General features: G+C 71.3%; 23 protein-coding genes and 1 riboswitch. Of the genes, 14 read left to right on the top strand and 9 right to left on the bottom strand.

Features of this window, described 5'->3' with window-relative positions:
• Both ACGFIQ_RS32590 and ACGFIQ_RS32585 read left to right on the top strand, forming a co-directional pair.
• Positions 1-3,434, top strand: a 3,434-nt coding sequence (locus tag ACGFIQ_RS32590) for a DUF6531 domain-containing protein (protein ID WP_393249570.1), incomplete at its 5' end; no start/stop codon positions are given.
• On the top strand, positions 3,431-3,850 hold the full coding sequence (locus ACGFIQ_RS32585; protein ID WP_393249568.1) for a hypothetical protein: 420 nt from the start codon (positions 3,431-3,433) through the stop codon (positions 3,848-3,850). The genes ACGFIQ_RS32590 and ACGFIQ_RS32585, both read left to right, overlap by 4 nt.
• A 359-nt stretch (positions 3,851-4,209) precedes the next feature.
• Here the strand turns inward: ACGFIQ_RS32585 and ACGFIQ_RS32580 are convergent, their stop codons facing one another.
• A complete protein-coding gene (locus ACGFIQ_RS32580; RefSeq protein WP_393249566.1) occupies positions 4,210-4,401 on the bottom strand; it encodes a DUF397 domain-containing protein in 192 nt (63 codons plus the stop codon).
• Positions 4,392-4,688, bottom strand: coding sequence for a Scr1 family TA system antitoxin-like transcriptional regulator (locus ACGFIQ_RS32575; RefSeq protein ID WP_393249564.1), 297 nt, complete (start codon positions 4,686-4,688; stop codon positions 4,392-4,394). Before ACGFIQ_RS32575 ends, ACGFIQ_RS32580 begins: the two co-directional genes overlap by 10 nt.
• 334 nt (positions 4,689-5,022) lie before the next feature.
• Here ACGFIQ_RS32575 and ACGFIQ_RS32570 point away from each other — a divergent pair, with 334 nt between their 5' ends.
• On the top strand, positions 5,023-5,295 hold the full coding sequence (locus ACGFIQ_RS32570; RefSeq protein ID WP_393245797.1) for a hypothetical protein: 273 nt from the start codon (positions 5,023-5,025) through the stop codon (positions 5,293-5,295).
• A gap of 293 nt (positions 5,296-5,588) precedes the next feature.
• On the opposite strand, the gene pseI is transcribed toward ACGFIQ_RS32570, so the two are convergent.
• Both pseI and ACGFIQ_RS32560 read right to left on the bottom strand, forming a co-directional pair.
• Positions 5,589-6,641, bottom strand: coding sequence for a pseudaminic acid synthase (gene pseI / locus ACGFIQ_RS32565; RefSeq protein ID WP_393249562.1), 1,053 nt, complete (start codon positions 6,639-6,641; stop codon positions 5,589-5,591).
• Between the two features lie 136 nt (positions 6,642-6,777).
• Positions 6,778-7,941: a glycosyltransferase family 2 protein gene (locus ACGFIQ_RS32560; protein WP_393249560.1), complete on the bottom strand. Its 1,164-nt coding sequence runs from the start codon at positions 7,939-7,941 to the stop codon at positions 6,778-6,780.
• 277 nt (positions 7,942-8,218) lie between these two features.
• Between ACGFIQ_RS32560 and ACGFIQ_RS32555 the strand changes: the two genes are divergently transcribed.
• The 5 genes from ACGFIQ_RS32555 (at position 8,219) to ACGFIQ_RS32535 (ending at position 13,194) form a co-directional block, all read left to right on the top strand.
• On the top strand, positions 8,219-9,433 hold the full coding sequence (locus ACGFIQ_RS32555; protein WP_393249558.1) for an acyltransferase family protein: 1,215 nt from the start codon (positions 8,219-8,221) through the stop codon (positions 9,431-9,433).
• A 92-nt stretch (positions 9,434-9,525) separates the two neighbouring features.
• Positions 9,526-9,909: a hypothetical protein gene (locus ACGFIQ_RS32550; RefSeq protein ID WP_393249556.1), complete on the top strand. Its 384-nt coding sequence runs from the start codon at positions 9,526-9,528 to the stop codon at positions 9,907-9,909.
• 134 nt (positions 9,910-10,043) lie between these two features.
• Complete coding sequence (locus ACGFIQ_RS32545) at positions 10,044-10,832, top strand: hypothetical protein (protein WP_393249554.1); 789 nt, start codon at positions 10,044-10,046, stop codon at positions 10,830-10,832.
• A 266-nt stretch (positions 10,833-11,098) separates the two neighbouring features.
• Positions 11,099-11,240, top strand: a riboswitch (cyclic di-AMP (ydaO/yuaA leader).
• A gap of 232 nt (positions 11,241-11,472) precedes the next feature.
• Entirely contained in the window at positions 11,473-12,315 is an 843-nt protein-coding gene (locus tag ACGFIQ_RS32540) for a C39 family peptidase (RefSeq protein ID WP_393249552.1), read from the top strand.
• A gap of 132 nt (positions 12,316-12,447) precedes the next feature.
• Entirely contained in the window at positions 12,448-13,194 is a 747-nt protein-coding gene (locus tag ACGFIQ_RS32535; protein ID WP_393249550.1) for an alpha/beta fold hydrolase, read from the top strand.
• 34 nt (positions 13,195-13,228) lie between these two features.
• On the opposite strand, the gene ACGFIQ_RS32530 is transcribed toward ACGFIQ_RS32535, so the two are convergent.
• The 4 genes from ACGFIQ_RS32530 to ACGFIQ_RS32515 form a co-directional block, all read right to left on the bottom strand.
• Complete coding sequence (locus ACGFIQ_RS32530) at positions 13,229-14,917, bottom strand: CDP-glycerol glycerophosphotransferase family protein (RefSeq protein WP_393249548.1); 1,689 nt, start codon at positions 14,915-14,917, stop codon at positions 13,229-13,231.
• 34 nt (positions 14,918-14,951) lie between these two features.
• Entirely contained in the window at positions 14,952-16,469 is a 1,518-nt protein-coding gene (locus ACGFIQ_RS32525; protein ID WP_393249546.1) for a D-ribitol-5-phosphate cytidylyltransferase, read from the bottom strand.
• Between the two features lie 134 nt (positions 16,470-16,603).
• Positions 16,604-17,380: an ABC transporter ATP-binding protein gene (locus tag ACGFIQ_RS32520; RefSeq protein ID WP_393249576.1), complete on the bottom strand. Its 777-nt coding sequence runs from the start codon at positions 17,378-17,380 to the stop codon at positions 16,604-16,606.
• A 34-nt stretch (positions 17,381-17,414) separates the two neighbouring features.
• Positions 17,415-18,308, bottom strand: a complete 894-nt coding sequence (locus ACGFIQ_RS32515) for an ABC transporter permease (protein WP_393249544.1) — start codon at positions 18,306-18,308, stop codon at positions 17,415-17,417.
• A 179-nt stretch (positions 18,309-18,487) separates the two neighbouring features.
• On the opposite strand from ACGFIQ_RS32515, the gene ACGFIQ_RS32510 reads away from it, so the two are divergent.
• From ACGFIQ_RS32510 to ACGFIQ_RS32500, 3 genes are all read left to right on the top strand, one after another.
• A complete protein-coding gene (locus tag ACGFIQ_RS32510) occupies positions 18,488-19,126 on the top strand; it encodes a TetR/AcrR family transcriptional regulator (protein WP_393249542.1) in 639 nt (212 codons plus the stop codon).
• Between the two features lie 122 nt (positions 19,127-19,248).
• Positions 19,249-21,372, top strand: coding sequence for a DUF6077 domain-containing protein (locus ACGFIQ_RS32505; protein WP_393249540.1), 2,124 nt, complete (start codon positions 19,249-19,251; stop codon positions 21,370-21,372).
• Positions 21,373-21,601: 229 nt separating this feature from the next.
• Positions 21,602-23,365, top strand: coding sequence for a CDP-glycerol glycerophosphotransferase family protein (locus tag ACGFIQ_RS32500; protein ID WP_393249538.1), 1,764 nt, complete (start codon positions 21,602-21,604; stop codon positions 23,363-23,365).
• Between the two features lie 134 nt (positions 23,366-23,499).
• Here ACGFIQ_RS32500 and ACGFIQ_RS32495 read toward each other — a convergent pair whose 3' ends face one another.
• A complete protein-coding gene (locus ACGFIQ_RS32495; protein WP_393249536.1) occupies positions 23,500-23,838 on the bottom strand; it encodes a DUF952 domain-containing protein in 339 nt (112 codons plus the stop codon).
• 113 nt (positions 23,839-23,951) lie between these two features.
• Here ACGFIQ_RS32495 and ACGFIQ_RS32490 point away from each other — a divergent pair, with 113 nt between their 5' ends.
• From ACGFIQ_RS32490 to ACGFIQ_RS32480, 3 genes are all read left to right on the top strand, one after another.
• On the top strand, positions 23,952-24,263 hold the full coding sequence (locus ACGFIQ_RS32490; protein ID WP_393249534.1) for a hypothetical protein: 312 nt from the start codon (positions 23,952-23,954) through the stop codon (positions 24,261-24,263).
• 83 nt (positions 24,264-24,346) lie between these two features.
• Positions 24,347-25,003 (top strand): response regulator transcription factor, encoded by a 657-nt coding sequence (locus ACGFIQ_RS32485; protein WP_393249532.1) that lies wholly within the window; start codon positions 24,347-24,349, stop codon positions 25,001-25,003.
• Between the two features lie 9 nt (positions 25,004-25,012).
• The gene (locus tag ACGFIQ_RS32480; RefSeq protein ID WP_393249530.1) at positions 25,013-26,479 is read left to right on the top strand and encodes an ATP-binding protein; all 1,467 of its coding nucleotides are present in this window, start codon (positions 25,013-25,015) and stop codon (positions 26,477-26,479) included.
• The last annotated feature ends 7 nt before the right edge of the window (positions 26,480-26,486 follow it).

The following is a 26,486-nucleotide window of genomic DNA, read 5'->3' as shown; positions in this document are numbered from 1 at the left end:
ACCCGCGGGCCAATGGCATCGAGGCGATCAAGCGGTTGGCCCGGCTGGACCCGATCGACATCGCCTGTGGTGACATGGTGCTCACCCAGACTGACGTCGAGTTGCCTGGTGCGTTGCCGGTGCTGTTGTCGCGGACGCATCTGTCGTCGTATCGGATGGGGAGTTGGTTCGGCCGGTCGTGGGCCTCCACGCTGGATCAGCGCATCGAGGTCGACGACACCGGCGTGTACGTCGCCACGGCCGACGGGATGACGTTGATCTACCCGGTCGGCGCGGACGGTCGTGTCGACCGGCTGCCGACGGAGGGGCCGCGTTGGCCGTTGGTGCAGGACCCGGAGGGTGGCACCTACCAGGTCACCAATCCGGCATCGGGGTGGACGTGGCACTTCGGGCCGGTGCCGGGGAGCCTGGCGGGCCAGCTTCCTCTTGTCGCGTTGTCGGACCGCAATGGTCACCGGGTCGATGTGCGGCACGACGACAGCGGAGCACCCGCCGAGCTGCTGCACTCCGGTGGTTACCGGGTCCGGGTGCGCACGCAGGAGAACCGGATCGTCGGCTTCGACCTCGCCGGGGACGACACCGACACCGAGGTGGTCCGGTTCGGCTATAACGAGGCCGGTGATCTGACCGAGGTGGTCAACTCCTCCGGGTTGCCGCTGCGGTTCGACTACGACATCGACGGGCGGGTCACCCGGTGGGCGGATCGTAACGGCACCGAGTACCGCTACACCTATGACGAGGACGGCCGCTGCGTCGCCACCGCCGGCACCGGCGGGTATCTGACGGGTCTGCTGCGCTACGACACCGAAGCCCGGACCACCACTGTTGTCGACTCGCTGGGCCACGCGAGCGTCTACGCGCTCAACGAGTTGCGGCAGGCCGAACGGGTCACGGATGCGTTGGGTAACGTCACCACGACGGTCTGGGATCGGTTTGATCGGAAGTTGTCCGAGACCGATGCGCTGGGGCGGACGACTCGTTGGTCCTACGATGACGACGGCAACCTGGTCGAGGTCACCCGCCCGGACGACACCCGCGCGACGGCGTCGTACAACGATCTGGGTCAGCCGGTTGTGGTCACCGACGTCGACGGTGCGATCTGGCGGCGTGAGTACGACGAACGCGGCAACCTGACCGTGATCACCGACCCGGTCGGCGCGATCACCCGCTACGCGTACGACGAGGCGGGCCACCTTGCCGAGGTGACCGACGCCCTGGGCAACACCTCGGGGGTGACCGCCGACCCGACCGGGCTGATCAGCTCGGTCACCGATCCCACCGGCGCGACGACACGTTCCCGGCGGGACTCCGCCGGACGGGTTGTCGAGGTGAGCGACCCGCTCGGCGGCACCACCCGCCTCGGCTGGACCACCGAGGGGCGGCTGGCGTGGCGGCGCACCCCGGACGGGGCGAGCGAGGAGTGGACCTACGACCCGGAAGGCAACCTGGTCACCCACACCGACCAGACCGGAGCAACCACCGAGTTCGAGATCGGGCACTTCGACCTGCCCGCGGCGCGCACCGGCCCAGACGGCGCCCGGTTGGCGTTCGCCTACGACACCGAGCTGCGCCTCACCACGGTCACGAACCCGCAAGGGCTGGTTTGGCGCTACGACTACGACCCGGCCGGGCGGCTGGTCGCCGAGACCGACTTCAACGGCCGCACCCAGGCGTACACGCACGATGCCGCCGGTCAGGCCGTGACCCGGGCCAACGGCGCCGGGCAGAGCATCGAGCTGGTCCGCGACCCGCTGGGCAACGTCGTGCAGAAACGCACCACCGAGGGCACCACCACCTACGGATACGACCCGGCTGGCCGGCTCCTGCACGCAGTCTCACCGGAGGTTGATCTCCGGCTCGAGCGGGACCCGTTGGGTCGGGTGCTCGCCGAGATCCGAGACGGGCAGGTGGTCACCTCGTCCTACGACCTGCTCGGCCGACAGACCCAGCGGCGGACCCCGTCGGGCGTGGAAAGCACCTGGGAGTACGACGCCGGGCACGGGCCGGTCGCTCTGCGCACCGGCGGCGCGACAGTCAGCTTCACCCACGACGCGGCCGGGCGGGAGACCAGACGGACGGTCGGCGGCCTTGCCCTGACCCAGAGCTGGGACGCCAACCACCGACTGCTCTCCCAGATCCTCACGGCGAGTCCGGCGGGGCCAGCCGCAGTCCCGGACCTCGTCGCCCACCGGGCCTACCGGTACCGCGCCGACGGTTATCTGACCGATATCGCCGACCACCTCACCGGCGAACGCCAGCTGGAGCTGGACAGCGCAGGCCGGATCACCGCCGTGCACGCCGCCGAGTGGACCGAGCGGTACGCCTATAACGAAGCCGGCACCATCGCCAGCGCGGCCTGGCCCGGTGCGAATGACGCCGGCGCGGCCCGGGGTGAGCGGGAGTACACCGGCACGCTGATCACGCGGGCCGGGGGCGTGCGTTACGAGTACGACGCGGCCGGCCGGATGACGCTGCGGCAACGCAAGGAACGTTCGACCAAGCCTTCGAACTGGCGATACACCTGGGACAGTGAGGACCGGCTGATCGCCGTCACCACCCCGGACGGCACCCGCTGGCGCTACCGGTACGACGCGCTCGGCCGCCGGATCGCCAAGCAGCGCCTCGACGCCGACGGCGGCGTGGTCGAGCAGGTCGACTTCGTCTGGGACGGCCCCCGCCTGATCGAGCAGACCCGTCGTGGCGACGACGGCGACAAGACCAGCACCTGGGAATACGCCCCCGGTACATTCACCCCGATCTCCCAGACCGACGGCTTCGCCGATCAGGACGAGGTGGACCGCCGCTTCTACGCGATCGTCACCGACCTGGTCGGCACGCCCACCGAACTCGTCAGCCCGGACGGCGACGTCGCCTGGCGGCAGCGCACCACCATCTGGGGAATCCCGACCCATGGCAGTGCCACGGGCACAGACTGTCCGCTGCGTTTTCCCGGGCAGATCCACGACCCAGAAACCGGTGCCTCGTACAACTGTTTCCGGTATTACGAGCCCGACAGCGGTCGCTACGCCTCCATCGATCCTCTCGGCCTCGACGCGGGACCCGATCCCCACGCGTACGTATCGAACCCGCTGCAGAGGTTCGACCCGCTTGGGCTCGCGCCATACGACGCGTTCGTCAGGCGGGGCACAAATTGGGAGAGCACTGGGCGCTTGGCAAAGCAGGCCGAAGCGGCCGAGGCGACCGGACGGTTCCCACATGGGGTGTCAGTAACCACCCCACAGTCCAACCTTCGGCTTTCGGCCAACCCAGACGACGCGATGACGGCAACCCGTCAACAAATCGAAGACGCTGGGTTCAATGTTCATCCCACGCCGACGAGAAACGATCCCGATCACCACACCTTGGAACTGCCCAAACCGGTCACGTCGGATGTGGCGCGAGCCTTCAATCAACTCTTCGGACGGACACGATGAATGCTGCTCAGCAGTTGGCGGGCATGTCGGTGGCGGAGGTGGTGGTCGACCGGGCCATCGTTCTCGAGTGGTACGACGGGCCGCTGGAGGGCTTCGCCAGACTCGCTGCCGTGGATGCGGTCTGGCATTTCCGGGTTATTGCCGAGCGAACCGACGCCGATTTTCCGGACGATCGTCTCTACCAGTTCAGTCAGGTAGCCACCGATGCTCTCGATCGCCTCGACGAGGCTTTGGGAGGAGGCCCCGGCGACCTCTTCTGGATACCTGAATGGGCTTTTTCCGACCACGCTGCTCGCCAGCACGCCGACCGTCTGGTAGCGGATTTAATCGACCATGCTGCTGGGCGTCGTGTTTTTATTCGTTCTGTGGACTTGCGCGTTGTCGATGCTCTCTGGCTGGCGACCGGAAAACCTTGACGAAAGCTAGTGCCTTGTCTTCTCCACCGCGCAGGACCCGGTGAAGTTGCGCCTGGCGATCGTGGTGCTGATGTCGGCTCAGGGGCAGCCAGCCGAGACGGATTGGTGAGCAGACCCGTGACTGGATCTCCGACCTGACCCGTTGCTGATCGGCAGCCTGCCGACTCGGCGCGGAGTCCTCAGCATCGGAAGCGGCATCGCACCACGCCAGCGCACCCAGAGCCGACCGTTCGGCAAGATCGAACCTGCCGAAGTCGACAGGCGTGCCGAAACCCTCAAACCTCAGCTCGGCACCTGGCAGAGGGTTGCTCAGGAGATGGGACACCCTGGAAGGTCGACCTCTGCGGAGCGCGGTCAGCTCAGGCGTCAGCCCTGAGGCTGCCGATGAAAGTTTGCCACTGGGCCGGGCCGAACATCAGAGCCGGTCCCGTGATGTCCTTGCTGTCTCGCACACCGACGACATCAGGGAGGTTGTCGGCCACCTCGACGCAGTTACCGCCGTTGGTGCCAGACCGTGAGGACTTGCGCCACCGGGCGTTGGTCATGTCCATGCTTTTGCCGCTTCCTTGATCATGCCCAGAGACAGCCTTCGAGGCAGAGCGGCCCGGAGGATCGTCTCCCACGTCGCCCGTAGCGTAGCAATCTCCGGCCCGCCGCTGACTGTCTGTGAACGCACCTGATTGTCGATGTGCCCGAGCGTGGAGCCGTCCGGCATCCTCGCCAGGATGAACCCACCTTGCAGGCCAGGGTAGAGCCCAGTGTCTTCGGGCACGACATGGATTCGCACGTTCGGCAGCTCGGCCGCCGCCGCAGCCATGATTGCGGGAGGCAGCTTCATGCGCCGTTGGAAGTGGTTTCAGCGACCATCCGAACCGATCGACGTTGTGGAGCGCTCTGCCTATCAGCCCGTAGCGTGCGTTCCTCCCGTGCCACGGGAACAGCCGGACGAGGTCAGCAGCAGACGGCACGTGCTCAAGCGTCGCAACCAGCGAGACGGGCGGCACGATGCTTGAGGAGTATCGGCCCGAACCGCCCTTTACCGTGATCATGGCGGGGTTCGTCGTCGACCGTCACAACCGCAGACGTTGCCCTAGCTGCACGCCCGTCGGCTTCTGCCCCAGGCTGAGCGAAGCAGGCAGGACTCTGAAGGTCTGGCGGGCGAGGAAGGTCGGATGAAGGCCGGTGACCTGCTCCGGCTCGACCGGGCCGCAAGCGTTCAGTTCATGATCCCCATCACCGTCCGAGTCATCAGGAAACTCGACTGGATCACCTACGACGGTTGGTGCTGGGTTGACTGCTACCAGCTCGACGACAAGGGCGACGCGATAGCCCGACGCTCCCTGTTCCTGATGCCCGAGCACGTGACGTACGTGCCACCTTCACCACCGAGGCCAACCCCCGCCGGGCGCAAGCCTCCAGCCAGGAAACCGCTCAAGGTTGGCTAGACGCAGGGGAGCCCCAGCCTCGGTGTGAGGCTGGGGTTTTCTGCTGCTTGGGGCCCAGCAGCCCGTCACCTCCGGGTCAACCCGACCTCCCGCAGCCTTCCCGCCCCTCGCGGCGCAGTCCTGTGGCCTTCCCGCTCCGCGATCTTGCACTTTGTGACGCCGAATCGCGACTTTCGCACCTTTCGCCGGGACAGAAAGTGCAAGATCGCCGAGCCGAGCCGAGCCGAGCCGAGCCGAGCCGAGCCGAGCCGAGCCGAGCCGAGCCGAGCCGAGCCGAGCCGAGCCGAGCCGGGTCAGATCAGGTCCCAGCTCAGTGGGGTGCCGCGGGGGACGTCGGTGGTGAAGGTGCGGCCCAGGACCTGGTCGATCTCCACGGGGGGCAGGCCGCCGGCCGGTCGGATCGACCGGACGTTGTGCACGGTCACCTGGTCACCGGCGCGGACGTCCTCGACCACGAAGAGCGACCGGCGGAACCGCAGCCCCTCCCGTTCGGCCGGGGTCGGGCCGATCGCGGTGCCACCCAGCGCCGCGTACGCCCGGCCGGACTCGGCGACAAGTGCGGTCAGCTCCGCCGGGTTCAGCGAGAAGTCCGAGTCCACGCCGCCGTCGGCCCGGTCCAGCGTGACGTGCTTCTCGATGAAGCAGGCGCCGAGCGCCACCGAGGCGACCGCCACCCCGATGCCGGGCGTGTGGTCGGACAGCCCGACCGGCACGTCGAACGCACCGGCCAGCACCGGCAACCGGCGCAGGTTGCTGTCGGCCGGCGGCGCCGGGTAGGAGGCGGTGCAGGCCAGCAGGACGATGCCCGCCGCGCCGCCGGCACGGGCGGTGCGCACCGCGGCGTCGATCTCGGCGACCGTCGCCATCCCCGTGGAGATCACCATCGGCTTGCCGGTGCTGGCCACGAGTCGGATCAGCGGCAGGTCGACAAGCTCCGAAGAAGCGATCTTGTACGCGGGCGCGTCCAGCGACTCCAGCAGTTCCACCGCCGTCGCGTCGAACGGTGACGAGAAGACGGTCAGGCCACGCTCGCGGGCCCGTCCGAAGATCGGGGCGTGCCACTCGTACGGGGTGTGCGCCCGCTCGTAGAGGCGGTAGAGGTTCTCCCCGCCCCACAACTCGTGCCCGCTGGAGATCCGGAACGCCGGGGTGTCGACGTCGATGGTGATGGTGTCCGGCCGGTACGTCTGGAGCTTCAGGGCGTGCGCCCCGCTGTCGGCCACCGCGTCGACGATGGCCAGCGCGCGGCCCAGATCGCCGTTGTGGTTGCCGGACATCTCGGCGACCACGAACGGTCGCTCCCCGGCACCGACCAGGTGCGGTCCGATCTTGATTGTCGCCGTCATTCCGACCTCTGCTCAGGTTTGCCCGCACCCGCGTGCGGTGGTGCTGCTGTCGTCGTCCACCCGGCGGGCGGACGACCTGGAAGACCAGTGCGCCGGGAGCCGACCCGGCTCCCGGCGTGGTGTGTGGTGGGCGCGGTCACGGCAGGCGGCCCCCGGCGAACGCGTCACGCCGATCCGTCACCGTGCCGACGTCGCGCGTCGTGGCGACGTCCGCCCCTCGCCCCGGGTCGTCGTCGGCGCTTACCGCACCGGCCGCGCCGGCACCCGCGGGTGCACTGCGGCGCAGGCGGCCGGCGACCCGGTGGGCCTGGCGCAGTGCCGAGTACGCCAACCAGTCGCCGCGCCCGACGAGGCGGTGCTTGAGCCCGGTCACGCCCGACGGCAGCGGGTAGCCGCCGGTGGGCAGGTACCGGCGGTAGTGCTCGGCGGCCCGGTGGAAGAAGTCCCGCCGCAGGTGTGGGTGCAGCCGGTCGTCGTTGCCCACCACCACCAGGTAGTGGTTGATCATCAACTGGAACAGTTCGGCCTGCAACCCCTCGTCCGGGTGCCGGCGGGCGACCCAGTCCAACAGGCGCTCGTACTGGTCGAACGCGTCGAAGTGCCGGCCACTGCGGGTGGACGTGATCGCACCCTGGCGGCCCTGCCGGTACAGATAGCAGATCCGGTCCAGCACGGAGATCTTCTCCGCGCCGATCAGCAGCGGGTGGCTGAACGGGATGTCCTCGTACCAGCCGGGGAAGAACCGCAGCTCCAACTGGTCCAGGAAGTCCCGGCGGACCACCTTGTTCCAGGCGGTGTGCTGCACCCGCAGCAGCCGCGGCTGGTCGTCCAGACGGGTCACGCCGGGAATGCCGCGCAGCAGGTGGCTGCTCGCGTCGATCTCCCGCCGGCCGTCCTCGTGCACCCGCAGGTGGTCCAGCATCAGCACGTCGGGCTGGTGGTGGCGCAGCCGGTCCAGCACCGCCGCGATCGTGCCGGGCGGCAACCAGTCGTCGCTGTCGACGAACCAGACGTACCGGCCGGCGGCCACGTCCAGCCCGGCGTTGCGGGCCAGGCCCAGACCCACGTTGCTGCTCAGGTGCACCACCCGGACCCCGTCGTGGTCGGCGGCGTACGAGCGGAGCATGTCGCCGCAGCCGTCCGGGGAGGCGTCGTCGACCGCGACCACCTCGACCGCGTCCGACTCACCCGCCGGAATGCCGGCCCGGATCGACTCGAGGCACTGGTACAGGTACGCCTCGACGCCGTAGACGGGCACGACGATACTCAGCAGCGGTGCGTGCGTCGGCTCATTGACCACGCCCGCCAGGTTCGACGACCCGGGTGACCGGTCCCGGAACCGGAAGTGGCCGACGATGGTGGAGTCGCTGAACTCCCGCCCAGCGGGAGGTTAACGACGACCGGCGGGACCGGGCCCGCGGCGGGCGGGACGCGTCCGGTTCACCCGGGAGTGACCCGGTAGGGTGCCCCGGGTGCGGCCCTGCCGGGTCGTCGCGGGCGTCGCCGTCGCGTCGTCCACGCCGCGCCGAGGAGGATACGAACGTGCTGGTGACCCTGCCAAGCCTCGGTATCCCCGCATGACGAGCGTCGACGCGGTGTCCACGGCCCGGCCCGGCCACGCGCCGGCCCGGCTGCCCTCGCTGACCGGGCTGCGGTGGATCGCCGCGTTGCTGGTCTTCGGTTTCCACGCGGGCACCATGCGGATCATCGCCGAACCGGACTACAAGGCCGTGGTCGACAAGCTGTTCAGCCTCGGCCTGTCCGGGGTGCAGTTCTTCTTCATCCTCAGTGGGTTCGTGCTGGTCTGGTCGGCGCGCGAGGGCGACTCCCGGCGCACCTTCTGGCGGCGGCGGGTTGCCAAGATCTACCCCAACCACCTGGTGCTGTTCGGGGCGACGGTGCTTGTCGCCTGGTGGTTCGCCGACCCGGTCCTGCCGGCGGCCGCGTTGGAGAACGTGCTGCTGTTGCAGGCCTGGGACCCCCGGCCGGGCTGGTTCTACAGCATCAACACCGTGAGCTGGTCGCTGTCCTGCGAGTTCTTCTTCTACCTGTGTCTGCCGCTGGTGCTGCCGTTCCTGCGCCGGGCCCGGCCGAAGCTGCTCGTGGTGCTGATCGTCGCGCTGCCCCTGCTGATCCTCGCGCTCTGGCCGGCCCAGCACCTGGTGCCGGAGGTGAGCCGGTGGTGGTTCACCCAGATCTTCCCGCCGGTACGGTCGCTGGAGTTCTGGTTGGGCGCGGTGGCGGCCGAGCTGATGCGCCGGGGTCTCTGGCGTGGCCCGGGGCTGGCCTGGGCCAGCCTGATCTTCGTGGGCGTCTGGGCGGTGGCCGCACAGTGGATCCCCGCGGAGCTGTGGACCACGCTGCTCGCGGTCGCGTACCTGCTGGTGATCGCCGCCGCGGCGGACGCGGACGTGCGCGGCCGGCGGTCGCCGTGGCGGTCCCGGCCGCTGGTCTGGCTCGGCGAGGTCTCGTTCGCCTTCTACCTGGTCCACGTGCTGGTGATGACCAGCGTGCTGCGCTTCAGCGGTGACTGGGGGACCGGCTTCCCGGGCTGGCGCGGCCCGGCCGTGGTGCTCGGTTTCCTGCTGGTGAACCTGATCCTCGCCGGGTTGCTGCACCGCTTCGTCGAGACCCCGATGATGCGCCGGCTCGCACCGCGCCGTCCGGCCCGACAGGTGTCCGTGCCCGGACAACGCACAGCCGCGACCCAGGCCGCCGACGCCGACCGGACCGGCCGCACCGGTGGGCCCGACCAGACCGACAGTCGATCAACGTACGCGGACACCCGCTGACACCGTCCACCCAGGTCAGCGTGTCGGCGCGGCGTGCGCCGACACGCCCGTGGTCGATGCGGCAGGCGCCGGTGCGACGGTAGCGTGGGGACGTGCTTCCGGTCGCGTTCACCTGTCCGCTGTGGTGGGTGGCGCGCTGGGCGACACGGGTGCTGACCAGCCTCGCCGTCGTCGCGGCCCTGGCGCTCGGCGCAGGTCCGGCCTCGGCCGCCGTGCCACCGTCGCACCCGACCGCCGCGTCGGGCGTGAGCGCCGCGTCGGGCGTGAGCGCCGCGTCGGGCGTGAGCGCCGCGCCGACCGCGGATGTCGCCGAGGAGACCTTCCCGGCCTGGTCGGTCGACGCGCCACCGGCTCTCCCCGGCGGCCTGGGCGCCATCGCGATCGGCGTGCTGCCGGTGTGCGCGAGCGGGTCCGACCGGCTGCCGCTCGTCGACGGTCTGCACAGCTGGCCGCCCCGGGGACCACCCGGGCGCTGAGCCCTCCGGGACACGCCGTCCCGTCGCCGCGCCCTGTCGACCCACCAGCTCCGCACCCCGCCGATCCCTGGCCCGCCGTGGCCGGGCGGCCGGTGGGGCTCCCATCGCTCTGCTTCCTCCGCGAGGTGCCGCCCATGGAGACAGTCGTTTTCTACCAGTTCGTAACCGAGGTGCCGCAGGCCGCTGCCATCTGGTCGGCCCTGTTCCTGCTGGCGCTCGGCGTACTCGCCGTGCTGGTCGCCCGGCCCGAACGGGACCGGCTCACCGACGACCCGCCGCCGCCCGTCCCGACCGCCCGTGAGGTGGCCGCGGCCGACACCGTCGACAGGCACCGGTACGCCGAGGAGGTGACAGTCGCCGCGGCCGGCGCGGCCAGGACGGCCGGGCGGCGACGGGATGCCTGGCTGACGGCTCAGGACCAGGTGGAACGGGCCTGGACGCGGTACGACGAGGCGGACGCCGCCGCGCGTCGCTTCGCGGGGTCCGGGGCGCTGCCCAGCCCGGACACCCCCCGCACCCCCGCCGAGTACGCGTCCCGGGAGCGCTACCTGCACCGTGCGGCGACGGCGGCGTACTGGCGGGGCGACCTGACGATGGCGCAGCTCGGTGACGTCTTCGGGCGTCGGCGCGGCTGGGATCCCCGGCGGCACCCGGTCGAGCAGGAGGCACTGCTCAGCCGGGTGATCCGGGACGCGAGGCTGGCCGACTACCAGGCCGCGGCCACGGCGGAGCGGGCCGCCTGGCGGGATGCGGACCTGGCCGCCTCCTCGGCGCGCACCCTCGCCGCAGAGGCGGCCGCGGCGGTTGCCCGGTTGCGGCCCAGCCCGGCACCCGTGCGCCGGCTGGTGCGCGGGGTGCCCCGGCCCGCCGTCGTGGCACGCCGGCTCCCGGCCCGTGCCCTTCGCGCCCGATCCGTTATGTGAGCCCGGTCACGGGATTTGCGAATCGGGCGTCCGGCACGATCGGCTCGATTTTTCCCGGGATCGTGGCCGCATTGTCGGCGGCCTGTCCGGTTGTCGACCGTAGGCGTCGCCGTAACCGGTTGTCCCATCGAGTCACGTCATCGGCAATACGCGCAGAAATTGTGGCACCAATTGAGGTTTACGCAGGTGAGGCCGGCTTGGCAGGGTGTGGATGGGCCAGTAGTGTCGTCCCGTCCGGTGCGGTAACCGATCGCAAGAGGCGACGCCGCGCCGACCCGCTCAATCGTGATCAACGAACCGGGGACCCATCAGTAAGTCCGGGGTGAATCCGCGAGCCACGGCCCGCGGTAGGGCGATCTTCCCGCCCGAATCCGTCAGCTAACCCGGTAGGCGGTGTCGGAAGGAGTTCCAAACTCGTGCAGCACCTTTCCACCCCTCGGCTGTTCCCTCGCCTCCACGGCGCAGCGGTGCCCCCGCTCATCCGTCCAGTGACGGTGAGCTGACCCCCGGGTCATCGCCTCTCCCGCCCGGCCGTGCCGGGCGTTCCCCTGAGCGGTTCACCATCCGCGGACCACGGTCCGCGCGCTGGCGCCTGCCCGGACACCGGTCGCGCCCCGGTGTGCCGCTCTCCCCCCGATCCGTGGAGGACCCCGTGAAGCACACCATGCAGCGCCAGCTCCGCCGCATCGCGACCGAGCGCCCGTACCAGATCGTCGCCGCCACCGCCGCGGCCCTGGTGCTCGCCGCCACCACCGGCACCCTGCTCACCGTCGCCGACGACGCCCCGGCCGCTCAGCGCACCGCGACCACGGTCGCCGAGATGCGCAGCGACACCACCACCACCTCCCACGGCGACGCGTCCCCGCTGGCCAGCGCCGCGCCGTCCAGTGCCGCCCCGGCCACCAGCGCCGCGGCGCCCGCCGCCAAGGCCAGCAGCAACCCGGATCTGACCCGTAAGCCGACACCGCCGAAGCCGCCCGCGACCAAGGTGCTCGACTACGAGTACGAGGCGCAGAACACGTACTACAACTGCGGCCCGGCGGCCACCCGCAACGCGCTCAGCGCCAGCGGGATCGACCGCACCCAGGAAGAACTCGCCGCCGAACTGGGCACCACCGAGATGGGCACCAACTCGGCCGAGGACACCACCCGGGCGCTCAACGCCGAGGTGAAGGGTTCCCCGTACCGGACCCGGATGTTCCCCGGCGCGCCCAGCCCGGCACAGATGGACCGGCTCCAGGCCGACGTCGTCCGGGCCATCACCGACGGCCGGGGCGTGGTGGCCAACGTCGTCGGCGACGCCACCGACACCGACGGCGGCTGGCACTCCTACGGTGGCGGTCACTACGTCGCCGTCGTGGGTTACAAGGACAACGGTCGCACCGTGCGGATCGCCGACTCGGCGAACCCGGCCGACCCGTCGTACTGGATCACCACCATCGACCTGGCCAACTGGATCACCAGCCGGGGCTACTCCGCCTGACCCGGGCACCCCGACAGCCGCGGGCGTCGTCCCCCACAAGGGGCCGACGCCCGCGGCGTCTCTCCCGCTGGCCCGGGTACGCCCCCGTCGACGACTCTCGTCCGGGACAGCGAACCGTGCGAGACTGCGGCCGTGGTGGATGAGTCGGGTGGTCACGCCGGTCGACGGCCGGTCCTGCTGCTGTTGCACGGCATGGGGACGACCGGTGACGTGTGGCTGCCCTGGGCGCCGCACCTGGAACGACACTGGCCCGGCCGGTGGCTGGCACCGGACCTCGCCGGCCACGGCTGGGCACCGCCGCTGCCGTCGTACTCCTTCGCCGGTCTCGCCCAGCGGATCGCGCAGGCACTCGCCCCCGACGACCGGCTCGTCGTGCTCGGGCACTCGCTGGGCGGCGTGGTCGGCCTCGCGTTGGCCGCGCGGGACGCCGGGATGCCTGTGGACGCCGTGGTCGGGTTCGGCATCAAGGCGCTCTGGTCACCCGCCGAGCTGGACCGCGCCGCCGAGCTCGCCGCCCGCCCGGTGAGCTGGTTCGCCAGCCGCAATGAGGCGGCCCGCCGCTACCTGCGCGTCTCCGGGCTGGCCGGCCTGCTCCCGCCGGACCACCCGGTGGTGGACGCCGGCCTTCGTCAGGTCGACGGCAGGTGGCGTCTCGCCATGGATCCCCACGCCTTCGCCGTCGGCGAGCCCGACCTCGGTGCGCTGCTGGCGGCGACCGACGCCCCGGTGCTGCTGGCGCGCGGCGAGCACGACCCGATGGTCACCGACGCACAGCTCAAGGAGTACGGCGTACCTGTCGCCACGCTGCCCGGCCTCGGACACAACGCGCACGTGCAGGACCCGGCGGCCGTGCTGGCGCTGCTGGACGCGTACCGCTGAGGTTCCCCGAGCGTCCCTGGGCCGACAGTCCCGGTCAGGCGAGGGGGGAGAGCTGCGGCGAACGTTCCGCCGGGTCGGCCTCCGTCGCCGCCAACTCCCGACGGGCGGCGGTCAGGAACGCCTCGGCGTACGACTCGGCGGGGAAGTCACCCAGGTAACGCCGGCGGGTGGTCCAGCGTTCCGCGGCCAGCGGATCGGTGTCCAGCAGCGCGGTCAGCACACCGTCCAGGTTGGACATGTCCCGACGCAGCACGTAACCCGACGCGGCCAGCGGGAAACGTTCGGTGAACCGGTCGCCCTCGTCACCCATGTCGGTGACCGCGTACGGCTTGCTGGAGTAGAGGTAGTCCGAGATGACCCCGGACACGTCCGAGACCAGCGCGTCCGAGGAGTTCACGCACTCGGTCAGGCTCAGCTCGCGGGCCGCCGCACCGACCACGTGCGGGCGACCGCTGCTGGCCCGATCGGCGACCAGCAGCTCGGTCAGCCGGCCCAACTGACGGGCCGAGGCCGGGTTCTGCGCCGTGTACGGGTGGGCCCGCAGGATCACTGTCGCGCCGCGCTCCAGCAGCCGCCGCAGCAGCCCCTCGGCCACCGGCAGCGAGCAGTAGTCGGCGTCGGCGTGGTGCCCGGTCCACGTCGGCGTGTACAGCACAGTCGGATGCGCCAACCCCCGGGCCGGCTCCGGGCGTACCTGGATCGACTCGACCTGCGGGCGGCCCACCACCACGAACTTGTCCGCCGGGATCCGCACGCCGGCACGGGCGTACCTGTCGATCGCCGCCGGCCCGGCCACGAAGATCCGGTCGAAGATCCCCGACACCGGGTTGGCGCTCGGCGCCTTGTCGCTGTCGCCGTGGTGCAGTTGCACGTGGGTGAGCTGGGTGAAGCGGATGCAGTGGCTGTTCTTCGCGCCGTGGTTGACGTAGAACGCCGCCCGCAGGCTCGGCACGAGCGCCTCGTCCATCGCCCGCAGGGTGGGGCAGTAGACCACCGGCGCGTCGGTGGCCGCGGCGATCGGGGCCAGGAACTCCGGCTCGCGCAGCACGACCAGGAACGGCCGGCCGATCCGTTGCAGGTACGGCAGCCACATGGTGACCTGGTATTCCGAGCCGGGCGGCGCGGAGAAGTAGAGCAGGAACTCCGGCTGGTGCCGGCGCAGCGCCCGAGCCACCGGCCCGCCACCGGCTCCCGGCCGCAAGCGCCGCCGGGCCAGGTCCAGGGCGACCACACCGGTGCCGACGCCGACCAGCAGGCTCGCGGCCAACGCCACACCGGCCGGCAGGGTGAGCGCGGCGGCGAGCGTCAGGACGGCGAGCAACCCGAGCAGGATGGTGCCGAGCCGGTCGGCGACCAGCGGCGTCCAGGCGCGGACCGGCAGGTTGGCCGCGCGGATCTCCAGGTTGCCGGCGGTACGCAGAGGCCCCACCAGCAGCACCAGCCCCAGCAGGACCAGGGCGGTGGCGACAAGGGTGAGGCTGAGCCCGTCGTCCAGCCGTCGGGAGTAGCCGACCAGGATCGCGGCGGCGATCAGCGTCGTCTCCGCGACGAGGTCGGCGGTGGGTCGGATCCGCTGCTCGGCGGCCGAGGCGGCCAGCGCGGCGACGGCCAACGCCAGCCCCCAGCCGGTGGCGCCGGTGAGCGCCAGCACGACAAAGGCCAGCACCGCCAAGCCGGTGCTCAGGCACCGGGCGGCCAGCTTTCGGACCAGGTCGCCGCGCATGTCGCTCCGTTCGTGGTTCCGCCGCCGGTCGGGGTCAGCTCGTCGGCGTCGCGCCGGCCGTCGCCTGGACCTGACTCGGCCCGGTCTGGACCGGCACGCTCGGCGTGGGCCCGTCGCCGGGCGCCCGGCGTACGTCGATGACCTGGCCGGTCAGGTCGGAGATCAGCACGTCCAGTGACGACTGGGCGACGGCCTCCGCGGCGAGCAGGGTGTGCTCCGGCTCCTCGCCGAAGGCCCGCGTGCGCATCGGCGTGGCGGTCCGCTCCGGGTTGATGCAGTTGACGCGGACGCCGACGTCGGCCCACTCGTCGGCGAGCGCCTGGGTCAGGTTGACGAGCGCGGCCTTGGTGGCCGAGTACAGCGCGTAGCGGGCCCGCCCCCGGGTGTAGGAGCTGGACGTGTAGAGCAGCAGTTGGCCCTTGGTCTGCTGGAGGTAGGGCAGGGCCTGCCGGGCGATGGTCACCGGGCCGACGAAGTTGACCTGGAGCACCCGGTCCATCGTCTCCTCGTCCATCTCGGCGAGGGCGCCCTTCTCCAGGACCCCGGCGGTGACCACCACGTGGTCGATCCGGCCGGTGGCCTCGAAGGCGGTGGTCAGCGCGGCCTCGACGTCCGCGGCCCGCTCCACGTGGGTGCCGGTGCCCGAACGGCTGAACGGGAAGACCTGTGCGCCGTAGCGTCGGGCCAGCTCCGCCAGCTCGTGGCCGATGCCGTAGCTGCCGCCGAACACCACGATGGTGCGGCCGGTCAGCTCCTCGGAGTAGCTGCGGTGGTCGGTCAGCCGGGGTGCCTGCGCCGCGGCGAGCTGGAAGAGCTTGTCCGCCAGGTGCACGTCGACCGGGTGGGTGACCTTGATGTTCTCGTCGGAGCCGTCGATCACCTTGATCGGGGTGCCGGGCAGGTACCGCAGGACCACGCCGCAGTCGTCGGTGGCGGCGAAGTGGGGGTCGTCCTCGGCGATCCGGTACGCCTCGCGGATGGTCGGGGAGCGGAACGCCTGCGGGGTCTGCCCGCGGCGCAGCCGGGAGCGCACCGGGATGTCGGTGATGCAGTCGTTGTCGTCCACCTGGATGATCGTGTCCGCGGACGGGATGGCCACGTCCACGGCGTCGTAGGTCCACAGCGCGTTGACGCACTCGCGCACGATCCGGCCACTGAGCAGCGGGCGTACCGCGTCGTGGAAGAGGATGTTGCAGTCCGCCGGGCCGACCGCGTCCAGTGCGATCCGGGTGGTGGCGTTGCGGGTGTCACCGCCCTCGATCACCTTGGTGACCTTGCGCAGGCCGGCCTTCTCGACGATCTGCCGGGCGTCGTCGACGTGGCCGGTCGCCATCAGCACGATGATCTCGTCGATCTCCGGTGCCGCCTCGAAGACCGCCAGGGTGTGCTCGATGATCGGCTTGCCGGCGATCTTCAGCAGCTGCTTGGGGATGCCGAGGCCCAGCCGCGTCCCGGTGCCTCCGGCCAGAACCACGGCCACCGTCCGCGAGGGCCGCCACGGCGTCGGGGTCTCCGCCACGGCGTCCGGGCCGGTGGTCTGGTCCTGCGTCATTGCCGGATCCTCACTCTCTTCGGATGCGTTAACGGAAGGTTCCGCCCGAGTGGCGACGGGATGAACCTTAACGCGTGGACCGCGCCGCCCCAATGCGGGCGACGCGGTCCGTGGTGCCGTGTCGATGCGGCGGTCTACTTGCTGTTCGCGTACGCCTCGTAGGCCCGGATGACCTCGTCGGTGGGCCCGTCCATCCGCAGGACGCCCGATTCCAGCCAGATCGTTCGTTCGCAGGTGTCGCGTACCGAGGAGAGCTGGTGGCTGACGAGGAACACCGTGCCCGCGCCCTCCCGCAGCTCGCGCACCCGCTGCTCGCTGCGCTTGCGGAAGCCCTTGTCGCCGGTGGCGAGCGCCTCGTCGATGAGCAGCACGTCGTGCTTCTTCGCGGCGGCGATGGAGAACCGCAGCCGGGCCGCCATGCCCGAGGAGTACGTCCGCATCGGCAGGCTGGCGAAGTCGCCCCGCTCGTTGATCCCGGAGAACTCGATGATCCCGGCGGCCTGCTGGGCCACGTCGTCCGGGTGCATGCCCATGGCCAGGCAACCGAGGGTGACGTTGCGCTCGCCGGAGAGGTCGTTGAGCAGGGCGGCGTTCACGCCCAGCAGCGACGGTTGCCCCTGGGTGTGGATCGCGCCCCGGTTGACCGGCAGCAGGCCGGCGATGGCCCGCAGGATGGTGGACTTGCCGGAGCCGTTGCTGCCGATCAGCCCGATCGCCTCGCCCCGGTACGCGGTGAAGGAGATTCCCTTGACCGCGTGCACCTCCCGGATGTTCGGGGCGTGTGTGCGCTTGACCAGCCGGCGCAGCGCGGCCACCGGCGTGGTGCCACCGCCGGCACCCTGGTGCACCCGGTAGATGATGTGCGCGTCGTCGACCACGACGGTCGGGATGCGCTCCTGCGACGCGGTCATCGTCGCGGTCGCCTCGGTGGGGGCCTCGAAGTGCTCAACCACGGCCGTACTCCTGTTCGCCGCGCCAGAAGTAGATGAAACCGCCCAGGCCGGCGAGCAGTGCCCACCCAGCGCCGACCAGCCAGAGCTGGGCCAGCGACTCGTTGAGCAGCGGTGCTTCCTCCAGCAGCGTGTACCGCGCAAGCTCGATGTAGACGAGCAGCGGGTTGTACTGCACGAGCGTCGTCGCCCAGCTCGGCAGCCGCTCGAAGAGGCTGACGCTGTAGAGCACGCCGGAGCCGTACATCCAGGTGCGCATGATGAACGGCATGACCTGCTTCAGGTCGCTCGACTTGCTGCCCAACCGCGCCACCACGAGGACGACGCCGGCGTTGAACACCGCCTGGAGGAACAGGGCCGGCACCAGCAGCAGCCACTCCAGCGTGATCGGTTCCCCGGTGACCAGCACGATGCCGATCAGCACCACCATCGACGCCAGCAGTTGCTGGAACTGCGTCAATGTCGTGGACAGCGGCAGGCTGGCGCGGGGGAAGTGCAGCGCCCGGATCAGCCCCAGGTTGCTGCTGATCGCCTGGGTGCCGGCCAGGACCGCGCTCTGGGTGAAGTTGAAGATGAACAGCCCGGTGGTGAGGTAGGCGATGTAGTTCGGCATGTCGTTCTGTGCCAGCACCACCCCGAAGATCAGGTAGTAGACCGCCGCGTTGGTCAGCGGGGTGAGCACCTGCCAGAGCTGGCCCAGTTTGGCGTTGCTGTACGAGGCGACCAGCTTGGCGTTGGCGTACGCGGCGATGAAGTGCCGGTAGGCCCATAGTTGGCGGCTGTACTCGACGACGCTGGGGCGCTCACCGGCGACCCGTAGCCCGTGCCGAGCGGCCAGCTGCGCCTGGGTCAGGCCCGTGTCGGGGTCGACCAGCGCGGTGGTGGCCATGGAAATGGCGCTCCGATCTTTCGTGCAGACGGGGTAGCTCGCGACGATGGGATCCTAGTGGGAGATGTGCGCGGGGCGCCGCCTCGTCGCTGCGTGGACAGTAGTCCGAAACACGTCGGGACGCAACCGTATCGTCGTTGCGCTACTCTGGGCACCGTGACCTGCGATAAGAGTTCCTGGTGACGACCGAGAAGAGGCGTGCCCCGGCCGGCGCGGCCGTGCTCCGTGGCGAAATCACCACGGCCATCCGGCGCGCGCTGACGCAGGAGTTGGCCGCGGTCGGCTACGGCCGGCTCTCCATCGAGGCGGTGGCTCGTCGCGCCGGCGTCAGCAAGACGGCGATCTACCGACGGTGGAACTCCAAGCTCGACCTGGTGCTGGAGATCGTCGCCGCGGCGGCGCACGGCAAGCTGCCGGCACTGGACACCGGCACCCTGCGCGGTGACCTGGCGCTGCTGTTCCAGGCGGTGGCGCACGCGCTGCGCCACCCGCTGGCGTCGCAGATCATCCCGGACCTGCTGGCCGAGGCGGCCCGCAACCCCAGCATCGACGCGACCCTGCGTCAGGTGTTGCACGCCCGGCAGCAGGAGATCGGCGGTCGCCTGGTCACCCACGCCGTGCAGCGCGGCGAACTGCCCGCCGACACCGACCCGGACGCGGCGATCGACCTCATCGTGGGCCCGCTCTACTGGCGGCTGGCCATCGCCCGCCTCCCACTCACCGACAGCTACCTCGACAACCTGGTCGAATCCGTGGCCGCCGGGCTCGGCGCCGACGGCGCCCTATCCCGCCCCCGAGCAGCCCCGATATCGGGGTGACCAGCCTCCGACACTCCGTCGCCCGCAGCGGCGGTCCCGCTGTCCGATTCCGCTACGCTGCCCCGTGTCACCCGGCCCGCACCGCGCCGACCCCCGCATCCGTCTGACGAGTAAGGACGCCCGTGGCCAACGTCGACAGCATCGCCGTAGCGCCCGCCGATTCGGACCCGACACCCCCGGAGCCGGCACCGCCCCCGGTCGGCCGCCGCGCGGCGACGTCCCGGGTACGCGCGCTCGTGGCCGTCGCCCCGGCGCTGTTCACCGATGGTGCCGTGCTGGCGTTCGCGCTCTTCACCGTGCTGTACCACCTGGCCTTCCTGGGTGACCTGCGCCCGTCGGTGACCTTCCGGATCTGGCTGGTGGCCTGCGCGGTGCTCGCGGTCGTGGCCCTGCTGCGTGCCCGCCGCCGGCTCGCCGGCACCCCGGCCGTGAGCGACGAGCCGGCCGCGTCGGCCGACAGCGCACCGGCCGAGCCGAGCGGCGCGCGGCCCGCCGTCGACCGCCGCCTGCTGATCGGGGTGCCGGTCGCCGCCGCAGTGGCCGCCGTCTCCGCCGGTGTTGTCGCCGGGCCCAAGGTCACCGTCTGGTGGTGGATCCCGGCGGTGACCGGCCTGCTCGCGGCGATCGGCGGGATGCTGCTGGTCCGCCGGGCCTGGCTGGGCGGCCCGCCGTCCACCACCGCCGCCCCGGCGCCGACCGCGGGGCAGTCGGCGTACGCGCTCGTCATCTCCGGGCTGGTCGGGATCTCCTCGTTCTTCCTGGCCCGCAACACCCCCGACGACGTCTACTACGTCGGCAAGTCGGTCTGGATCGCCGAGCGTGACCTGATCCCGCTCAACGACTTCCTGTTCTCCGAGAACGTGCTGCCGGCGATGGGCTCGCAGCCGCCGATCCCGTCGATCGAGGTCTTCGACGGTGCGTTCGCCAACGTCGTCGGCATCCACGCCGCTTCGGCCCTCTGGTACGTGCTGCTGCCGATCATGGCGGTGCTCGCGGCGCTGGCACTCTGGCGGTTGACGCACCGGTGGGCCCCGCGCCGTCCGGTGCTCGCCTTCACCGTGGCCATCGCGTACCTGTACCTCGTCGCCGGCGCGGACGCTGCGCTGGGCACGTTCCACCTCCTGCGGCTGCACGAGGGCAAGGGCATGTTCGTCTCGGCGGTCATTCCGCTGATGTGGCTCTACCTGACCGAATGGTTCGACAACCGGTCGCGGCGCAGCCTGGTGCTCATCGTGGCGCTCTCGATCACCGCGATCGGCCTCACCAACACCGCGGCGATCATCCTGCCGATGCTCGTGGGCGCCGCCGGCTTCGCCATGCTGCTGGTCGGCCGGTGGAAGGCCGCCGTCGTCGCGGCCGTCGCCGCCCTCGCGTACCCGATCGGCTCGCTCGTGGTCTCCCGCCTGCTGCTCGGCGGGATGACCGCCGAGGGCGCGGACGACGCCTTCTTCGACGCGGCCTACACCTACCGGCGGACGCTGCTGTTCGGGGTGGTGGGCGTGATCAGCGGCCTGGCGCTGTGGTGCGGCCCACTGCTGGCCCGTCGGCGTACGCCCGCGTTGCTCGCCGCCGGTGCCACGCTGGCGTTGAGCGTGATGTTCGTGCCCGGCGTGCTGGAGGTGATGAGCGCGTTGAGTGGCATCTCGGTGGTGCTCTGGCGCGTACCGTGGCTGCTCGCCCTGCCGACGCTCATCGGTCTGCTCAGCACCGTGCGCGTGCCGACACCGAGACCGGCCCTCAACCGCGCGGCGGCCGGCGGGATCGCGGTGCTGCTGGTCGCCTCGTTCGCGCTGTTCGCCACCCCGATGTGGTCGCCGAAGAGTTGGGTCGACACGCACTCGCGCCCCACCTGGAAGCTCCCGCAGCAACGGCAGAAGATCGCCTTCTGGATCAAGGGACTGGACCGCCCGCAGGGCATGCTGCTCGCGCCGAAGACGATCATGCGGACAGTGCCGATCGTGACAAGCGAGGTCCGGGTCGTCCTGCCCCGCGACTTCTACCTCGTCGAGTACGACCTCACCTCCCAGTTCGCCAAGGACCGGCTGCTGCTGGCCGAGTTCGCCGACGGTACGGCCAGTCCGTCGCCGGCCGAGTTGACGCCGGCGCTGGACCGCCTGGACGTCGGCACCATCTGCGTCTACAACGGCAACCAGTACGCCCGCGCCACCGCCCCGCAGCTCGGCTACCAGGAGTTCGCCACGCGCCCGGCACCCGGGGCGATGACCTGCTTCGGACGGGCCGACTGAGCACCGCACCCGGTGCCGGGCATCCGACGCCGAGGCGGTGTCGGGTGCGCCGAAGCACGGGACTTTGCCCGAAATGGTGCGGGATACCCGAGCGACACCAGCCTGTCCCCTCGCGTTAAGGTCGCAGTCACGCGCAGCCGGCCGCGGTTGACCCGCTGCGCCACGGGGGAGTGACGTCGACCCAGCACGGGCTCAGCCCGCAATGAAATCTCGTAGGGAGCGAACTCGTTTGTTCGGCACGTTGACAGGACGCCTCGGAGTGGCCGCCCACTGTGCGCTACTGGTACTGGCCTACCTGGTCATGCTCGTCGGCGGCGTATTCGGCTGGGTCGGCCTCTTCGCCGTCGCCGGGTTGGCCGCCATCATCGGCGAGTTCGCCGTCGCCCGCTGGTCACCCCCATCGCTGCTGCTGTTGGAGAAGGTGGGTCTGCACTGGTCGTACCGGCAGCTGACCCGGGACCTCGCGGCCGTGCTGCTGGTCGCCGCCGAGGTGCGGCTCAGCGGCGGTGAGCTGACCCTGCTGCTGGCGCTGCCGGCCGCGGTGTGGGTCGTGTCGGTCTTCGCCGGGGCGCTCTCCATCATGATCGAGCGTCGAAACCCGCTCTCCGCCATGGTGCGCAACATCGAGCTGGGTGAGCTGCGCTCCGCCCCGCAACTGCCGGCCTGGGTGGCGGCGGTCACCGGTGACCGGATGCCCCTGCTCAACCTGCTGCTGGTGCCGGCCGCCGTGGCCGCCGCGGTGCAGCACGACTCGACGCCGTTCTTCGCCGCCGCCGCGGTGGCGGTCGTGGCGACCGGCCTGGTGGGCGCCATCACCGCGCTGACCTGGCTGCGCGGCCGGGGCCGGAGCACGGGGGAGGGGCCGCTGCTGCCCGCCGTGCAGCGCTGGCTGGACACCTACCGGCCCGAGGTGGCGCTCTACTTCGCCGGGCCGGCCAAGGACGTCTACCAGGCCAACATGTGGCTCGCCCCGACCGAGGCGCTCCAGCAGCGCGCGGTGGTGCTGCTGCGCAACCGGGACGCGTTCCTGGAGTTGGCCGACACCCGGCTGCCGGTGATCTGCGTGCCGGCCGGTGTCGACTTCATGAACCTCGACCTCACCGGCATCCGCGCCGCGCTCTACTCCGCGAACGTCGGCGCGAACATCCACATGCTCCGTGAGCCGGGCACGAAGCACGTCTTCGTCGGGCACGGCGACAGCGACAAGCAGGCCAGCGTCAACCCCTACAGCAAGGTGTACGACGAGGTCTGGGTCGCCGGCCTGGCCGGCCGGGAGCGCTACGCGCGCGCCGGTGTGGGCGTGCTCGACTCGGACATCGTCGAGATCGGCCGCCCGCAGCTCGCCGGCGTGCACACCTTCGGCGCCGAGTTCGTGGACCGGCCGTTCACCGTGCTCTACGCCCCCACCTGGGAGGGCTGGCTCGACGACGACCCGTACCACACCTCGCTGGTGCTGATGGGTGAGCGGATCGTCAAGGGGCTGCTCGCCACGACGCCCCGGCTGCGTCTGATCTACAAGCCGCACCCGCTCACCGGGTCGCGGTCCAGGGCGGCCAGGGCGGTGCACGACCGGGTCGTGGCGGCCATCCGCGCCGCCGGTGGCGACCCGAACGCGTCCTCCCTGGACGGCACCGCGCACCTGGTGGTCACCGGCCGCACGCCGGCGCTGTTCGACTGCTTCAACCAGACCGACCTGCTGATCAGCGACGTGTCCAGTGTGGTCTCCGACTTCGTGCAGAGTCAGCGGCCGTACGTGGTGGCCAACCCGTCCGGCCTGTCGGACGACGACTTCCGCCGGGAGTACCCGACGGCTCGGGCCGCGTACCTGCTCTCCAAGGACTGCGGCGAGTTGGAGAAGATCGTGGCGCTGACCCGGGCCGGCGACGACCCGATGACCGAGGCCCGCCGCGAGCTGAAGACCTACCTGCTCGGCCCGGCCGAGGCGAACCCGATGGACCGGTTTCAGGAGGAGATCGACCGCCTCTGCCGCTGAGCCCCGGTGTGCGGCTGTGCCGCTGAGCCCCGGTGTGCGGCTGTGCCGCTGAGCCCCGGTGTGCGGCTGTGCCGCTGAGTTCCGTTGTGCGTTGCGCGCCCGGCCCGACACCTCTCGGGCCGGGCGCGACCGGCTCAGCCCAGCAGCGCGGCCACCGCGTCGGCGGCCGGAGTGTCCGCCGGCAACGCCTGCGCCGCGACGACCGCCGTGACCGGCAGCGGGCCGTACACGTGCGGGAAGAGCTGCCCGCCGCGCGACGGCTCCCAGCGCAGCGTGTCACCCAGCCGGTCCTCCGCCACGCTCAGCAGGGTCAACCCGGTCGCGCCGGCGAAGTGCCGTCGCGCCGTCTCCACCACCTGGTCGGCGCCGGAGAGGTGGATGAAACCGTCCTGCCGGTCCACGGCGGAGCCGGGAAAGGCGCCCGCGGCGAGGGCGTCGTCCCATTCCGCGCTCGACAACAGTTTGTAGATCACCGTCGCAGCCTACGGGGGTGCCGTCGGCACGCTCGCCCGGTTTTCCCCGGTACCGCCGCGCCCGTCGCCCCGATCCGGGCATGCTCAGGTCAAGGGCCGCGGAGGGATGGGCGATGCAGAGCTACGACGACGACTGGACCGACAGCCAGCGCGCGCTGTACGACGAGTGCTACCGGGCCGGTGGTGAGTGGGCCGAGGACCCGGACACCCCGTCCGATGACGTACAACACGTGATCAACCTGGCCGAGGCGGACGACGACGCCTTCAACGACGCCGAGATCGACTATCCGCCCCTGGTCGACGCGGTCACCCAGGCGGGCGGGGTCACCGTCACCAGCGTGCCGGCCAGCCACGACGACCCGGGTTTCCGCGGTTTCACCGACGGCGTCCGGGACGCCACCGCCGACGACGTCTTCGGCCTGTAGGCCCGACCCGACACGCGGCTTTCCGCCGGGTGCGCGTTTCTGCCACCATTCGCAGAACAGCGCTGCGACGGACGGGGGCACGGGTGCGGATCCTGCTGGTGGAGGACGACCGCCGGGTGGCCGCCGCGCTCTCCTCCGCCCTCACCCGCCGGGGGTACGAGGTCGAGCACGCCGCCACCGTCGCCGCCGCGCTCTCCGCCGCCCCGTGCGACCTGGTGCTGCTCGACCTGACCCTGCCCGACGGCGACGGCACCGACCTGTGCCGGGAGTTGCGCCGGCGCAGCAGCCAGCTCGGCATCATCGCGGTGACCGCGCGGGGTGAGGAACGCGACCGGGTGCTGGGCCTGCGTCTCGGCGCGGACGACTACGTCGTCAAGCCGTTCTCGATGGTGGAGTTGCAGGCCCGGATCGAGGCGGTGCTGCGCCGGGCCGCGAACGCCGCACCGCAGCGGCACCTCATCCAGGCCGGTTCGGTGCACATCGACGTGACCGCCCGGACGGTGACCGTGGACGGCCGGGTCGTCACGCTGACCCGCAAGGAGTTCGACGTGCTGCTCTCGCTGGCCCGCCAGCCGGGGGTGGCGGTGCCCCGCGACCGCATCCTGCTGGACGCCTGGGGCACCACCTGGGCCGACCGGCACACCGTCGAGGTGCACGTCGGGTCCCTGCGCGGCAAACTCGGCGACGCCCGGCTGGTGGAGACCGTCCGTGGCGTCGGCTACCGGCTGCGCGATGCGTGAGGGGCGGACATGCGTCGTCGACTGGTGATCAGCTACCTGCTGCTGATGGTGCTCGTCCTCATCGCGTTGGAGACGCCGTTGGCGGTCACCATGGCCAGTCGCGAAACCGAACAGGTCCGTGCCGACCGGCTCGCCGACGCGACCCGGTTCGCCTCGCTGGCCGGGCCGGCGCTACGCGACGGTGGGCCGGGTCCGATCGAGTCGGAGCTGACCAGCTACGACGATCTCTACGGGATCGGTGCGGCGATCGTCGACCGGGACGGGAGCACATCTGTCGCGTCGCCGAGCTGGCAGCACGGTGTGGGGGCCGCGTCGGTGCTGAACATGGCGCTGTCCGGGCAGCAGACCAGCGCCCCCGAGCTGGTGTGGCCGTGGACGACCGGTCCGGTGGTGGTGGCGGTGCCGATCAACGACGGTGGTGAGGTGCTCGGCGCGGTGCTGATCGTGACCCCCGCCGACCCGATCCGCCGGGCGGTCACCGTCTGGTGGCTGCTGCTCGCCCTGGCCGGCCTGCTCGCCGTGCTGGCCTGCGTGCTCACCGCGTTCGGGTTGGCCGGTTGGGTGCTGCGCCCGGTCACCGAGCTGGACGCGGTCACCCACGAGATCGCCGAGGGCGACCGGGGTGCCCGGGTGCAGCAGCGTCCGGGCCCGCCGGAGCTACGTCGCCTGGCGGCCAGCTTCAACCACATGGCCGACGTGGTCTCCGATGTGATGGACCGGCAGCGTGCCTTCGTCGCGCACGCCAGCCACCAGCTGCGCAACCCGCTCACCGCGCTGCGGCTGCGGGTGGAGGAACTGGGCCCCAGCCTCACCGACCCGGAGGGCCGATCCGAGCACCGGCTGGCCCTGGAGGAGACCGACCGGTTGGCGTTGGTCCTCGACGCGCTGCTGACCCTCGCCCGCGCCGAACGGGAGGAGAACGAGCGGGTCACCGTGGACGCCGCCGCGGTGGCCGCGTCCCGGGTGGCCGCGTGGGCGCCGCTGGCCCGGCACCGTTCCGTCGCGTTGCGGCTGACCACCACCGACGCCCCGGCGTACGCCCAGACCGTGCCGACCGCCGTCGACCAGGCGCTGGACGCGCTCATCGACAACGCGGTGAAGTTCAGCGGGGCCGGCGGGGCGGTGACGGTGACCGTGGCCCGCCGCGACGACGGGGTGGCCCTGGAGGTGCGCGACTCCGGCCCGGGCATGACCGGGAGTCAGCTCGGCCAGGCGACCGAGCGGTTCTGGCGGGCGCCGGACGCGCAGAACGTGGACGGCGCGGGGCTCGGCCTGACCATCGCCGCCGTGCTGGTGGACGCGTCCGACGGTCGGCTCACCATGCGCCCGGGGGAGACGCGCGGGCTGGTGGCCGCCCTGTGGTTCCCCGCGCCGGAGCCCGAGCCCGAGCCAGCGCCGGAGCCCGAGCCCGAGCCCGCGGCGGAGCCGGTGGACGACGTGCCGGTCACGGATCGGCGGTCCACCCTGACGCGGTAACACCCGG

The sequence above is a fragment of the Micromonospora sp. NPDC048898 genome (genome assembly GCF_043198035.1).
In the GTDB taxonomy this organism is placed as follows: Bacteria; Actinomycetota; Actinomycetes; order Mycobacteriales; family Micromonosporaceae; genus Micromonospora.
Note: the sequence above shows the minus strand (reverse complement) of the source record. Positions and strands in the feature narration are given on the sequence as shown.

Coding starts and splice junctions, on each gene's coding strand:
- ACGFIQ_RS32585 (WP_393249568.1), top strand. CDS start 3,431: ATGAATGCTGCTCAGCAGTTGGCGGGCATGTCGGTGGCGGAGGTGGTG.
- ACGFIQ_RS32580 (WP_393249566.1), bottom strand. CDS start 4,401: ATGGACATGACCAACGCCCGGTGGCGCAAGTCCTCACGGTCTGGCACC.
- ACGFIQ_RS32575 (WP_393249564.1), bottom strand. CDS start 4,688: ATGAAGCTGCCTCCCGCAATCATGGCTGCGGCGGCGGCCGAGCTGCCG.
- ACGFIQ_RS32570 (WP_393245797.1), top strand. CDS start 5,023: ATGAAGGCCGGTGACCTGCTCCGGCTCGACCGGGCCGCAAGCGTTCAG.
- pseI (WP_393249562.1), bottom strand. CDS start 6,641: ATGACGGCGACAATCAAGATCGGACCGCACCTGGTCGGTGCCGGGGAG.
- ACGFIQ_RS32555 (WP_393249558.1), top strand. CDS start 8,219: ATGACGAGCGTCGACGCGGTGTCCACGGCCCGGCCCGGCCACGCGCCG.
- ACGFIQ_RS32545 (WP_393249554.1), top strand. CDS start 10,044: ATGGAGACAGTCGTTTTCTACCAGTTCGTAACCGAGGTGCCGCAGGCC.
- ACGFIQ_RS32530 (WP_393249548.1), bottom strand. CDS start 14,917: ATGCGCGGCGACCTGGTCCGAAAGCTGGCCGCCCGGTGCCTGAGCACC.
- ACGFIQ_RS32525 (WP_393249546.1), bottom strand. CDS start 16,469: ATGACGCAGGACCAGACCACCGGCCCGGACGCCGTGGCGGAGACCCCG.
- ACGFIQ_RS32520 (WP_393249576.1), bottom strand. CDS start 17,380: ATGACCGCGTCGCAGGAGCGCATCCCGACCGTCGTGGTCGACGACGCG.
- ACGFIQ_RS32515 (WP_393249544.1), bottom strand. CDS start 18,308: ATGGCCACCACCGCGCTGGTCGACCCCGACACGGGCCTGACCCAGGCG.
- ACGFIQ_RS32490 (WP_393249534.1), top strand. CDS start 23,952: ATGCAGAGCTACGACGACGACTGGACCGACAGCCAGCGCGCGCTGTAC.
- ACGFIQ_RS32480 (WP_393249530.1), top strand. CDS start 25,013: ATGCGTCGTCGACTGGTGATCAGCTACCTGCTGCTGATGGTGCTCGTC.